The sequence below is a fragment of the Blastopirellula sp. SH421 genome (genome assembly GCF_057808535.1).
This window is the reverse complement of sequence record NZ_CM173712.1, coordinates 3,319,170-3,332,675: the sequence shown is the minus strand read 5'-3', so window position 1 is coordinate 3,332,675 and position 13,506 is coordinate 3,319,170. Positions and strand designations below refer to the sequence as shown.

At 55.0% G+C, this 13,506-nt stretch carries 9 protein-coding genes; 2 read left to right on the top strand and 7 right to left on the bottom strand.

Annotation, left to right across the window (positions count from 1 at the left end; genetic code table 11):
- Positions 1-40: 40 nt before the first annotated feature.
- A complete protein-coding gene (locus tag SH421x_RS13880; protein WP_488856369.1) occupies positions 41-1,054 on the bottom strand; it encodes a XylR family transcriptional regulator in 1,014 nt (337 codons plus the stop codon).
- Positions 1,055-1,505: 451 nt separating this feature from the next.
- On the opposite strand from SH421x_RS13880, the gene SH421x_RS13875 reads away from it, so the two are divergent.
- Both SH421x_RS13875 and SH421x_RS13870 read left to right on the top strand, forming a co-directional pair.
- Positions 1,506-2,657, top strand: a complete 1,152-nt coding sequence (locus SH421x_RS13875; RefSeq protein ID WP_488856367.1) for a sialidase family protein — start codon at positions 1,506-1,508, stop codon at positions 2,655-2,657.
- Positions 2,658-2,715: 58 nt separating this feature from the next.
- Positions 2,716-3,663 carry a dihydrodipicolinate synthase family protein gene (locus tag SH421x_RS13870; RefSeq protein WP_488856365.1) on the top strand — a complete coding sequence of 316 codons (948 nt, stop codon included), beginning with the start codon at positions 2,716-2,718 and terminating at the stop codon, positions 3,661-3,663.
- A gap of 38 nt (positions 3,664-3,701) precedes the next feature.
- Here the strand turns inward: SH421x_RS13870 and SH421x_RS13865 are convergent, their stop codons facing one another.
- The 6 genes from SH421x_RS13865 to SH421x_RS13840 form a co-directional block, all read right to left on the bottom strand.
- The gene (locus tag SH421x_RS13865) at positions 3,702-5,165 is read right to left on the bottom strand and encodes a DUF1501 domain-containing protein (RefSeq protein WP_488856364.1); all 1,464 of its coding nucleotides are present in this window, start codon (positions 5,163-5,165) and stop codon (positions 3,702-3,704) included.
- A 16-nt stretch (positions 5,166-5,181) separates the two neighbouring features.
- Entirely contained in the window at positions 5,182-7,566 is a 2,385-nt protein-coding gene (locus SH421x_RS13860; protein WP_488856362.1) for a DUF1549 domain-containing protein, read from the bottom strand.
- Between the two features lie 162 nt (positions 7,567-7,728).
- Positions 7,729-9,120, bottom strand: a complete 1,392-nt coding sequence (locus tag SH421x_RS13855; protein ID WP_488856360.1) for a hypothetical protein — start codon at positions 9,118-9,120, stop codon at positions 7,729-7,731.
- 29 nt (positions 9,121-9,149) lie between these two features.
- Entirely contained in the window at positions 9,150-10,631 is a 1,482-nt protein-coding gene (locus tag SH421x_RS13850) for a class I adenylate-forming enzyme family protein (protein WP_488856359.1), read from the bottom strand.
- The gene (locus SH421x_RS13845) at positions 10,616-11,968 is read right to left on the bottom strand and encodes an aspartate aminotransferase family protein (protein ID WP_488856358.1); all 1,353 of its coding nucleotides are present in this window, start codon (positions 11,966-11,968) and stop codon (positions 10,616-10,618) included. The genes SH421x_RS13850 and SH421x_RS13845 overlap by 16 nt, the downstream gene beginning before the upstream one ends.
- 32 nt (positions 11,969-12,000) lie before the next feature.
- Complete coding sequence (locus SH421x_RS13840; RefSeq protein WP_488856357.1) at positions 12,001-13,497, bottom strand: SDR family oxidoreductase; 1,497 nt, start codon at positions 13,495-13,497, stop codon at positions 12,001-12,003.
- Positions 13,498-13,506: the final 9 nt, after the last annotated feature.

Sequence of the window (13,506 nt, the reverse complement as noted above, 5' to 3'; positions counted from 1 at the left end):
GTTCTTTATTCAAGCAATAGCGTCACATCAACATCATTCGTTAAACAGCCGTCCCTTGGGTGCGAAACTGCTTGGGCGTCATCCCTACGCTTTGACGAAAGACGCGGCAAAGATTTTGCGAAGTCTCAAATCCGGTCGACTTTGCGATGTTGACTATCTTTTCTTTGGTCTGAAGCAACAACTTTTGAGCCCGAAGTAAGCGAATACGTCGCAATTCTTCCATGGGAGCACGGACGTAGTTTTCGCGAAAAGCTTTTTCGAGCCCGCTGCGGCTCATCGCGACCGCGCGAAAGACGTCGACCATGTTGATCGGTAGGTGGGCGTTCGCTTGCATATAGCGAAGCGCAGCCGCGACCTGCGGGTGGGAAACCGCCAGGCTATCGGTGCTGCGACGTTCAACAACGCGACTTGGCGCGATGTAGATCGTCTCGGCGGGTGGTGCTTCTCCGGCGATCAGTCGCGAGAGCAGAGCGGCGCCTTCGTAACCGACTTGTTCTAAGTTATCGTCGATGCTCGACAGCGGCGTTTGCAGACAATCGCAAATCGTCTCAGTATTGTCGACGCCGAGCACCGAAATCTCGTCTGGCACCAGCGCGTTAATCGCCATTGCGGCTTCGATGATTTCGACCGCTTCAATATCACGCGGAGCAAAAACTGCTAGTGGTTTGGGAAGCTCGGCCAGCCGCTGCACGAGCCAACGATGTCGCTGTTGTCTCGTATCGGCGCGGCGGTCACGCTCGTGTTGCCACGACAAGATATCGCAGCGACGATCATGCAGCGCGAGCTCGGCCGCAAACGAGTCGCGACGTCGGCGACTGACTCCTAGTTCCCAGCGATGGATAAAAGCAAAATTGCGAAACCCGCGATCGAGAAAATGCTGCGCCGCCATTTTGCCGATCGCAGCATTGTCCATGGTGACGCGAGCCAAGGGGATGTCAGGGCGACTTTCTGACAGATCAACCATCGGCACGTCAAACCGCTGCAGCGATCGCCAGATTTGCTTCTGGGCGCCAAGCAGGGTGATCACGCCATCGCCTTGCCAGTCGTCGGGCACCAGGTCATCAAAATCAAAAGTTACGTGCCAATGATGATCTCGTGCAAAGCGCGCGACGCCACGGTGAATCTCGGGATAATACCAACCAAGAGCCAAAAGTACGTGGGTAGCGCTACGGTCGGGGTGTTTCCAATCAACAGAACGGTTCGTCGGCATTGCTTGTTATTTGTCCCTTTCGGAGTTGTTTTCTTCTATACTAAACACGAAAGTAGCGAAATCGATAAGTTTTTTCGGCAACATGAGCATGTTCGCTAAGAATAGCCCCGGTACGATAAGGAGAGGCTTAGGGTGACCTCATCCGGATAATTATTCTGTGACTGAAAACGGACGGCCCTCTCTCCACTTCGATCGTGTCGCAACCGGTGGCGGAGATCGTTGGAAGCCAATTTCAAGTAACCCTGATAAACCCTGCCTGCCAACTTTCCTTCCGATACGAAAGTAAGATCGCCCGATGAAACGTTCTCTCCCAATTTTCTTCATCGCTTTATTGGCCGCGCTCATCCACGGTGGACTTCTCTCCGCCGGCGAATTGCAGGAAAGCGTTGTGTATGAGTCTGGGATGAATGGCTATCACACGTATCGCATTCCGTCGGTCATTGTCACTAAAGAAGGAACCTTGCTGGCGTTTATTGAGGCCCGCAAGCGAAACATGTCTGATACCGGCGACATCGACTTGGTTGTTCGTCGTTCGAAAGACAACGGGGCGACCTGGGGCGAAGCCGAAGTGATTTGGGATGACGAAGACAACGTCTGCGGCAATCCTTGTCCGGTAGTGGATCAGTCGACCGGCAAGATCTGGCTGCTGCTGACCTGGAACTCTGGCAAGATTCCTGAAGGGAAAATTCAACCTGGGTTTGGTCAAAATTCGCGTCGCGTTTTCGTCGCGTCTTCAGACGACAATGGCCAAAGTTGGACCAAGCCCACCGAGATCACGACCGATGTGAAAAACAAAGAGTGGACCTGGTACGCAACCGGCCCCGGCGCAGGCATTCAAATCGAACATGGGCCACATGCAGGCCGCTTGGTGATTCCGTGCGATCACAAATGGCCAACCGACGGCAAAGTGAAATTTGGCTCGCATGTGATTTATTCGGACGATCATGGCAAAACCTGGCAGTTAGGGGGATCGGCGCCTGAATATCAGGTCAACGAATGCGAAGTAGTCGAACTGGCAGGCGGCAAGTTGCTGCTGAACATGCGAAACTATGATCGTAAACAAACCGTGCGTCAGGTTTGCCTCAGCGACGATGGAGGCCAGACCTGGCACGATCAAAAGTTTGACCCAGCGCTGATCGAGCCGATCTGTCAAGCAAGCGTTCATCGTTATCGCTGGCCCGCCGCCGCCCAGCCGGGGGTCGTCCTCTTCTCGAATCCGGCCAGCAGCAAAGATCGCACCGCGATGACGGTCCGCGCCAGTTACGATGACTGTCAAACGTGGCCGGTTGAACGTCGATTGTTTGACGGGAGCAGCGCGTATTCTTCGCTGACCGTGCTTCCGAATGGCCAAATTGGTTGTCTCTACGAGCGGAACGGCTACAAAGAAGTGGTCTTCGCTCGCTTTGATCTGGATTGGCTGACCGACTCTCAGCCTACCGATCAATAAGTAATATTCCCTCGCGTTTTCCGGTCTCGCTACCACCTTTCGTATTGTGTGAATCTTCGTGATCCAGCCCACCTATGGTCGTCTGCGCGGACTTGTTGCCGCAACATTTACTCCGTTTCATCCTGATGGCGCACTGGATGTGGATCGGATTGCGCCGATGGTCGAGTACCTGATCGAGCAGCAGATTCACGGGCTCTACATCCTGGGGAGTACCGGCGAAGGACTCTCGTTGACCAGCGCTGAGCGGCAGACCGCTGCAGAAGCTTTTGTCAGTGTGACTTCGGGACGAATCCCGGTAATTGTGCAAGTCGGCAGCGAAAGCCTGCTCGCATCCCGCGATCTGGCGCGGCACGCGCAGCAGATCGGCGCCGACGCCGTATCGGCTGTTAGCCCCGTCTATTTCAAGCCCGATTCGATCGAAACTCTGGTCGATTCAATGGCACAAATCGCAGGGGGCGCTCCCGATTTGCCCTTTTACTACTACCACATTCCGGTGGCGACGGGACTCATGCTTTCGCCGTTGGCTTTTTTGCAACAAGCGATCGAACGAATTCCGAATCTCCGTGGAATCAAGTTCACTTCCCCCGCAGTGCAAGACTATCAAGCGTGCGTCGAGCTTGCCGGGCATGACTATGAAGTAATGTGGGGAGTGGACGAGATGCTGCTTGCTGGACTGGCCGCAGGAGGAACCGCGGCAGTTGGAAGCACCTACAATTATGCACCGGCGGTTTATCACCATATTTTCAGGGCGTTTGAGCAGGGAAACCTAGAAGAAGCACGACTGTGGCAATCACGCTCTCAACAATTGGTGCGAGCTTTTGTTCCGTTCGGTCCTCGCGCCGCTCAAAAAGCGATCATGGCGATGATCGGCCATGACTGCGGATCGAGCCGACTGCCGATCCGCTCGCTAACGCTGGAAGCGTTTGAGCAACTACGTCACCAGCTGGAAGTGATTGGGTTCTTTGAATGGTCACGGTTGGTGAAAGAGTCGGTTGCAGTCCGTTAAAGAGCCGAGCAGCCTAGAGCGTTTCGATTTTTTCAGCCTTACGCAAACAGATCCATGACCGGATTGCCTTTACCGTCTTCGGTGACGTAGAAGGGGCGTCCTTCGATAGTAAAGCCGGTACGCGGGCTGATCCCCATGGCCGTCATTATGGTCGCGTGCAAATCCATTACGCTGACCGGGTTTTTGGTTGCGATCAGCGGACGTTCGTTGGCAGTTTCACCATAGACGAAACCCCGTTTCATGCCGCCGCCGAACATTACCACGCTGGTGCCGCCGGTGAAGTGGCGATGCAGGCCGTAGTGCTTCATTTCAGTGACGTTATCAACTTTGAACGTTGTCTGGTCGTTGGCGTTGGAGCCAGGCTTGCCTTCCATGATTGCGTCCCGACTGAACTCCGAAGCGACAATCACAAGCGTCCGATCCAACAAGCCACGCTCTTCTAAATCAAGCACCAACTGGGCGATCGGCCGATCAATCTCTTGATGCATGCGCGCTACGGTTTCGTGCCCATTGGCGTGGGTGTCCCAGTTCAAAAACGGGACGTACTCGGTCGTGACTTCCACAAACCGAGCACCGGATTCAACCAACCGCCGTGCGAGCAGACAACCTTGGCCAAAGCGGCCCGTATCGTAACGATCACGGATCTGCTTTGGCTCTAAAGTGAGATCAAACGCGTTGCGATCTTGTGAGCTGAGCAACCGATAGGCGTTGTCAAGCGAGCGGAGCATTGACTCTTGCTGATAATCGCTCAGGTAGTCGCGTTGAGGAGTTTGGTCGACCAGTTTGCGGAACAGGCGATTGCGGTTGGCGAAACGCTCGGCGTTCATCCCTTCTGGTGGGCGAACGGCGGCGGCCGCTTCCGCAGGGAAGGGTAAATTCATCGGACCAAATTCGCTGCCAAAGAACCCAGCGGTGGTGAAGGCTTTTAGCTCTTCCTTCTCGCCGACTCCTTCGAGACGCTGCCCGATGTTGATGAACGGCGGCATCACCGGGTTGTTGGGGCCCAGCACTTTCGCCATCCAGGCGCCGATATGCGGACAGGCGACCGTTTGCGGCGGGACATAACCGGTATGCCAATGGTATTGATGCCGCGAGTGCAAAATACTGCCCAGGTCTGGCTGGACCGCAGAGCGAATCAGCGTCGCCCGATCCATTACCTGAGCAATGTTCTCTAGCCCCGCACAGATCTGCAATCCGTCGACGTTCGTATCGATCGCCGGAAAAGTGCTGAGCATACTATCGACCGAAATCCCTTTTTCATACGGAGCATAGCGCTTCGGATCAAAAGTCTCCGGCGCCGCCATTCCGCCGGCCAACCATAGCAAAATGCAGGCGTCAGCCGTCGGTTGTGGTTGTTCAAGTGACGTCTCTTCGGAGGCCGAAACCAATTGCGGCGCACCGGTCATCCAGGCTGCAGCACTGGCGGCCGAAAGTTGTCGAAGAAAATCGCGGCGGATGGTTGCGCGGTTTTGTCGCGAAGTCGAGTGGTTCGTGTCGGACATGATTCTTACTTCGTCCTTAACGGATAATCATAAATTCGGGAAGCATCAGCACGGTCCACAGCATATCTTGCACACTTTGCACGTCAGGTTTTTCGCCGAGTGCTTCGACAAAGATGGCTTGCTCCTGCTCGGTCGCAGGTCGGGACAACAGCGATAGGTAAACGTGGTTCACCAGTTCCTCAGAACTTGCCCAGTCATGTGCGAGCAGCTGTTTCGCTCCGCGCGACAAGGCCTCGTCAAACGCAGGGCCATTCGCCAGACTGATCGCTTCCAAGGTGGTTAGTTCGTTAGGTCGCGTCGAGACCACTTGATCACGATTCGGCCTGCCGAGAGCCCGCATCAGAAAGTCTGCTTTCAGCAGTGCGGCGCGCACCATCGGCGTTTGTCCGGTCAGCGAAAGTCTCGCTGCATCTTCCACACTGGATGTCCAGACCGCTAACGTCGGTACGATCACAGCCGGTAATTGGTTCTTCGCCCAATCAGCAAGCGGCTGCTTTTTGATCACCTCGATTTTGGGTGTAGGATTCCAGTTCCACGATTCGTCCGAGGCGACCATTAACGATTCGCCCCCGGTCAGATCGATCTTGGCTTGAAAGAAGAGCCCCGCCGGATTGGCGCCAGCTCCGGCGTTTTTGGCGATCACCACCAGTTCGTTGTTCCCTGCTTTCAAGTAGGGAGTCAGTGCGACCGTTTTTACATCGGTCCATGTGTCGCCTGACGAGACTTCGCGGCGATTGACGAACAATTGAAATTCATTGTCGCAGGTGATAGCAGCGATTGCGGACTTAACTGATTCTTTTAATTGGAATTGACGCACCAACGCGATGGTTTCGCCAGATGGAGGAATCTGACCAGACGAGGCTGAATTTCCCCAGATCCACTTCGCCACCAGTTCCACACTCGCCGACCCAGCATCATCCTTCGCAACACGATTGACCTTAGCGTCCATCGCGATAGGGGCCGCATTGGACAATCGCCATACGGCGTCCACAAATTGCTCAGCCGTCATACGTTTGGCTTGCGGACCACGATAGACGTAGGGACCATCGCCGGTTTCATCAGCAATCACCTCGGTCTGGGATTGATACGCTTGACTGGTCGCAATCAAGCGCAGCACCTTTTTTAAGTCGTAGTTCTGCTCGACCAGATAAACCGCTAAGTAGTCGAGCAAATCCTCATTCCAGGGACGCGACTGCATCGAATCAAGCGGATGCACAATGCCGCGTCCGATCAGACGTTGCCAAAGTCGATTGACAATGGTGCGTGAGAATCGCCCATTTTGTGGAGCGGTCATCAGCTTGGCTAGTTGCTGTAAACGCTCTGGCTGAGCGGCGTCAGCGTCAATATTACCTAGTTCTGGAAACAACCAGGCAGCCTTAGCCATTTCGCCGGTCGGCTTGTCACAACGATGCAGCTCGAGCGGCTGGTCGGCATAGATCGCCGCTAAACCATAGGCGTCGGCCAGTTTCCAATGATCGACAAAACTGTTGTGACACGAAGCGCACTTCATGTTAATCCCCAACAGCGATTGCGAGACATTTTGCGAAAACTGAATCGCGGTCGTTTGTCCTGCGCTAACCTCGCCGCGCCATTGGATGCCGTCAATAAAGCCGCGACTATCGGCGGTGGGGGGAGCGATCAGCTCGCGGGTAAATTGGTCAAACGGCTTGTTGTCACGGAGCGAATTGTAGAGCCAACCAGTGATTTGGGTCCGCCCACCGGTGATAAAGCCTGTACCGTCGTAATCATTACGTAGTAGGTCATTCCAGAAGCTTAGCCAATGATCCGCGTAGTCAATGTTACGCGCCAACAAAGCGTCGATTGCTTTCGTTCGCTTGTCAGCAGAGTCATCCGCTAGAAACGCTTTTAGTTCGGCGCTGGTCGGCGGCAATCCGATTAAATCAAGTGAGGCGCGTCGTAGGAAGGCTCCGTCCGACAGCGGCTCTGGACGAAGGATTTTATTTTCGACCAAGTAGGAGTCGATGATCCGATCGATAGGGTTCGTTCGTCCAGCGACAACCGGAGGAAGTTCAGGGTGTCGAGGAAGTAGCGGGGGCTCGTAAAACTTGTCGCCAAAGGTAAAGCCTGGTTCCCATGGCATATCGGCTGCGACCCACTGTCGCAGCAGCGCAAGATCTGCTTTGGAAACTCGAGGGCGATCCTTGGGCGGCATCTGCGTATCGGGATCGTCCGAAGCGATTAGTTCTAAAAAGTAAGACCCGTCGATGTCACCGGGGATCGCCATGCCGTTATCGAGAAAAGAAGATCGATCATTGATCGAAAATCCCCCCTCCGCTTTGCCGGCGGCATGGCACGAAGAACAGTTCTTTCTCAGGATTGGTACGATCTGATGAGCAAAATCGATCTCTGCACTTATGGATGTGACGGGGATGAGACACACCCCAAGCGTCACCGTACCCAGCGTTGCTAGGAGGCGCAGAGAGACTGTCGCTGCATGAAGCATATTCATTAGGAGAGAAGTTTCCAGGCGGGATCAATAAGCGAACAAGTATTCCATTATAGCGGAATATCACGCCAAATCGCCAACCTGAATTGGCCCTACTTAGCGGGCAAGCTCGGCGGTTTGGGTTACTTTTGCACAAAACAGAGACAAAAGATGCTCCGATTCGGCTCGCGTGTAGTAATACGGATCTTGCTTGAGCGTCAGAAAAATCTTGTCGGCTGTAGTTGTCACGCTAAAAGCACCGGCAGTTTTGGGGCGAACCGGAGGGACGCCAATCATACAGTCATAAACCACGTTGCCGGCAACCAATCCGCCGTTAGCGACCGGCAACTTGGCGGCAAAACGTCGCCAAGAGTTGCCAAAATTGGTTAAAATCGCGGTCGCAAAGCAAAATTTTCCGTTCACAATCCAAGGGTGAGCGCCAACTGCTTGGACTCCTGCCAGACCGCCGATGAAATAACGCGACAGCCGATCCGATTTGATCGCGCTGGTTTCCCAGGCCAAGGACTTGCATAATTCTGCTGGCGATTTGCAGAGGTCACTACGACGAGTCAAAAACGCAAAGCCGACGTCGTTGGTGGTCGGCATTGCGTTATCGCCGCGTCCACGTAAATTTTGCGGCATTAAGACGCGCAATTTGCGACGCTTGAGTGGAAAGCCTTGCAGCTCGATTTGTTCGCCCAGCGTCATAAACAGATCACGCAACAGCAGATCATTGAGCGTCACCTTCGACTCGGATGAAAACCGACGCAACGCGACCGTCGTTTCGTGCGACAAAGACTGTGTAATCAGTCCGTTTTGTTTGCGTTCAGCGTTGGCGGCAACTGCCGGCAATCCGCTGGTCAGCGGTAAGGGCCGTTCTGCAAAAAAACGAAACGCACTAGCGACGCCGCTAGCGACATCGCTCAGTCCTTTTTTCCAAGTTGGATTTTCCAGAGCCGAATTACATCGATCCAGTAAACGCTCTGGCTCTAGCTTGCGCGGCGCTACCTGTTTGGCGCCGGGAGTCGCGTTGTTGTAGCCAGTCAAAAAATCTTCAATAAATGCGAACGCGCCAACGCCATCAGCGCAGGCATGATGAAAGTGAAACATCACCGTCGAGCGTTGGCTGCCGCTGCGAACGTAAATGCGAAGTCCAACACTGGTGCGAAGATCGATTAGGTCGTCGTAACAGCTTGCATAAGGGACGCCGTAGTCGTCCCAGTCAACCTCGGGCCGCAAATCGGTTAAACGCCAGAGCTCGCCCCGTTTTTTGTCTTGTTCAATGACGCTGCGAAACATCGGAGCGCGATTCAATGCGAACTCAAGCGCTGCTGCAAAAGGCTCACGCTCGATGGTCCCTTGGAAACGGGCCTCAGCGTCGCACATCATCGGATACTGCGGGCGACCATCGGCGAACATGAACTTCTCAACCGGCGATAGCGGCAGTGGAAAAAGCTTGTTCAACGAAGCGTTAAAGCCTAGTTGCGGAACATCTGCGACTTGCGACATCAGCAAGCTCCTGGCTGGATGGCCTATGACTAGGGAAGTCGATCGCTAACGATCTTTCCTGCTGGCGAACGAGGCAAAGCGTCAACCAAGGCGATCACTTGCGGACGTTTATAATACACCAGATGTGCTTCGCAATACGCGCGAATAGCAAGTTCATCGACGCCTGGTTCAACTGCGATCGCCGCTTTGACGATCTCGGCCTGTGACGCCAACCGACTGCCATAGACTTTGACCTCTTTGACGCCGGGCATGGCCGCAATTGTTTCTTCTACTTCGCAGGGAACAACCTTCAAGCCGAGCACGTTGATCATTTCGCCGGTCCGTCCCCGCAAATGAATCACGCCATCTCCGGCAATTTTCGCCAAGTCGCCGGTGGCGAACCAACCATCCGCATCCCACGGATGAAGGATTGCGCCATGTTCATCGAGATAGCCGGCCATCATCGAGCTGTTTTGAATATGCAGCTTGCCAACGCCGGGATCAAGTCCCTGGTCTTCGCCGTCAGTCGGTGGTCGGACGCAAACTTTCACACCTAGCATCGGAGGCCCGACGCGCCCATCGACATCTTGTCCGTCGGCTGTTGTCGCGACTGAAATTCCGCCGGTTTCGGTCGTTCCATAAAGCGGACAAACGGTGACCCCGGTCTTCTTCCGAAACTGCACCGCCGCACGTCGCGGCATCATCGATCCAGCGGTCAGCAGCCAACGCAGCCGTCCAAAGTCAATCGATCCCCCAAACAACAGCATGTCGATATGGGCAGGAACCATCGGCAGGACGGTGACCGGATAATCACGCAGAACTTCGGCTAACTTCTTAATGCTAAAGTTAGAGGTCGTCACCACGCTGGCGCCTGACAATAGGGGCGTCATTACCGTCAAACCATAGCCATAAGCGTGACTCATCGGCGGTATCGCAAAGAGACAGTCGTCTTCGCAAATCGCCATGGTCGCCGCATAGTGCCGCGCCTCTTCCATGGCTGCAAAACCAGGTCGCAGCGCGATCTTTGGCAGCCCGGTCGAGCCTGAAGTGGGGTGGAGCGGAACTCCGCGCAGCACGGGACCGGCCACGCTGGTCGGCTCGGGGAACGCGCCCCATAGCAAACTCCAGCGGGCTAGCGGCTCAAGTTGCTGCAGGCTCGATAGCACCGCGGCAACTTGCGGATCTCCCCCAAAACTTGCAAGCCACTTTACGCCGAAGCGTTTCGAGTAGCGCGCTAGTTCGGCCGACGGCGTCATGACGTGCACTAACAACGGCGAAGCCTCACAAGCCAACAGCGCCGTCAGCACCGCCGGAAAGAGAGGCCCATTGCCAATGGTCACCAACACGCGATCGCCAGGCGAAACGCCTTGGTGGCGAAATGCGCTGGTGAACGCTTCGCGTGCTCGAGCAAATTCATCCGCCGAGATGACGCGCTGCGCATCGAGATCAATGATGCTGCCGCGATAATTTTCGGCAGCATCTAGAATTGGCGCAGCGCTCCAAATCGTGTCGGAAGTTACCGGACCAGACACTGACGTGCTCCGTCTTCCCAACGCTCTAGAACTTCGTCAATGTCGGCCGAAGTATGAGCCGTTGATAAGAACATCGGTTCAAATTCGTTGGGATGGAAGTAAACGCCGCTGCGCTGCATGTGGTGCTGGAATTGAATAAAGCGTTCAAAATCGCAATGTCGTCGAACGTCGCGATAGTTGTACAGCCCTTCGACATCCGTCTTGGTGATCAGACCAGCCAACAACGGGCCCAGATGATAGACCTGGTGCGGAATACCGAGACGATTGTAGATATCGTCGATCCCACCGGCTAATTGATTGCCGCGGGCATGCAAGTGAGCATAGATATTTTCTTTGTCGCCAAGCACGGTGTCCAGCACTGCTTCAGCGGCTGACATCACGACCGCATTGCCTGAGAAGACGCCACCGTGGAATAGCGGTCCGTTGGCGATGCAGCTCATGATCTCGGCTGACGCTCCGAACGAACCGACCGGGTAGCCGCCGCCCATCGCCTTCGAGACGACGGTAATGTCGGGATAAACGAGATAATGCTCTTGGGCGCCGCCTGGAGCGACTCGCATGCCGGTGATCACTTCGTCAAAAATCAGCAGACCGCCGCGATCGTGAATCATTTCGCGAACGGTGGCCAGATAGCCGTCACGCGGCAGCAACAAGCCTGCATTGCCCGAAATTGGCTCCATAATCACAGCCGCAGTTTCGTCGCCATGCTCTTCCAAACATCGCTGCAGCGCGTCGAGATCATTCCACTGGCAGACGATCACGTCAGTCAGCGAATCGCTCATGCCGGTCGTGCCGGGGATCGCTGGACCGTAACCGCAAGCTGGCAACATCTCGAGCGGCGCGTGGTACTTGGTGAAGATCGCTTCACTCCAACCGTGATAGTGACCTTCAAACATGATAATTTTGCGGCGGCCGGTGTAGGTCCGGGCCAAGCGGATCGCCGAGGCGCATGCTTCGGTTCCCGAATTAGCGAACCGCAGCAATTCGATCACAGGAAACAACTGCTTCAGCTTTTCGGCGACGCGAATTGTAACTTCGGTCGGAAAGCCCAATTGGCTTCCCTGTTCTGAAATCTGGCGAACAACGGCGTCGATCACTTGCTTTGGACGATGTCCAAGCAAGAGCGGACCATAAGCCATGTTTAAGTCGATGTACTCGTTACCATCGACATCCCATAGTCGGCACCCTTCGCCGCGATCGGCGACAAGCGGAATGTGATAAGGCAGTACGCGCATCGTGCTGCTATCGCCGCCGGCGATGCTCTTTCGACCGCGTTCCAGCGTTTTTGCACTTTGCGCCGATTCACTCGAACCCGGTTTGGAAATCATTCCCGTCATGGCGTTACCCCCGTTCATAGCTGATATATCTTTCAATTGGCGCAGTTGTTAGTGGAATCGGAGCAGGTCAGAGAGGCAAGATCGTGAAAACAACGAGCAAGCTGCTCAGAATTTGCTGCATGACCGGTCGTCACCAGACGCCCTGATTGCAATGCAGAATCCCAAGTCAGCTCTCCACGCGTCAAACGCGTAAATGTGTCGCTGTTTAAATAGCATGTCGGACTATCGCCGTTTTGCAGACCCGATCCAACGCCGACCAATCGCCCCTGATCAACGATCAGATGCCACTGTCCGCCGCCGCTACCGCTAATCTGCAAACTGACGTAGCGTCGATCGCTGGATCCGTGGGTGAGGCTGTTGGCGATTGCCATCCAGGGAGCCAAATTCTCTGCGATCGGGTACTTAATCTTGGCCGACGCTTCGCGCGGCCATCCAAAATTCTTTTCTAGTGCGAAGGCGATCAAGCGATCCATCATCGCATCATCCACCGCAGGACAAGGCAAGTCGGCCAAAGCCTGTTCGGTCCTCGACGAATCAAAACTGGGATCATCGCTCCAGTAGGATTGATAGACGCCCATTTGTTCGCGGAACGAATCGGCAATCTCGTCAATGGAGATGTTTTTATTCTCTGTGGCTGGTTCCTCAGGACGCGCCAAGGTCATCACCATCGTTGCCGCCGCCCCCAACATGTCGGCCACGGTCGCAGGATTGGGATTGGTGAGGTGGTAAGTCTGGCCGTGCAAATCGGGATCTGCGATCACGCGAGTCATCGCAGCCGAAACCCAGTCGACAGGCACCAGATTCTTTCGCTCTGAACCGTCTAACTGCAGCGCCCCTAACAGGTCGCACTGATTAAATAGCTCCCAAGGCAACGTGGTCACCAAAGCGTGTATCAATCGCAGCGGCGTATAAAACCCGTGATACGAAACGGTAAAACCTGTATTTGCATCTCCCACGATAATTGAAGGGCGATGGACCGTGAGCAGATCCAGGAAATCGGCGGCACGAACTTCTTTTTCCGCGGTCAGCTTGCTGGACTCATAGTCGTTGCTGGGCTCTTGCCCAACGTCCACTTCATCCTCGCGGATAATGTCACGCCGACGGCCACAAACGTACGCGGTCGAAACATGGTGCAACTTGCGAATCCCGGCGTCTCGACAAAGCCCCAGCATGTGGCGCGTTCCAAGAATATTGCTGCGCCACGGCTCTCCCTCTTCATCATCTGCATAAAACGTCAAGGAAGCGGCCGAATGCACGACGGTATCGCAATGGTCCGCTACCCAAGCTTGATCGGCTGCCGAGAGTCCCAAACCGGGCTGGGTGATGTCTCCCTCCAAAACCACAGGGCGAACCAGAGCTCTTCCAAGTTCCGCTTCCCAATACGCCATCGCGGTTTCAATCCGCTGAGAAGCGGTTTCCATCCGTGAGCGACGCACGACGACCGCCAGCGGCAGGTCGGCCAAGGTCAAGTCGCGGAGCAAATACCGGCCCAGCAGGCCGGTAGCGCCGGTTAACAAGTGATACTTCATACGGAAAAT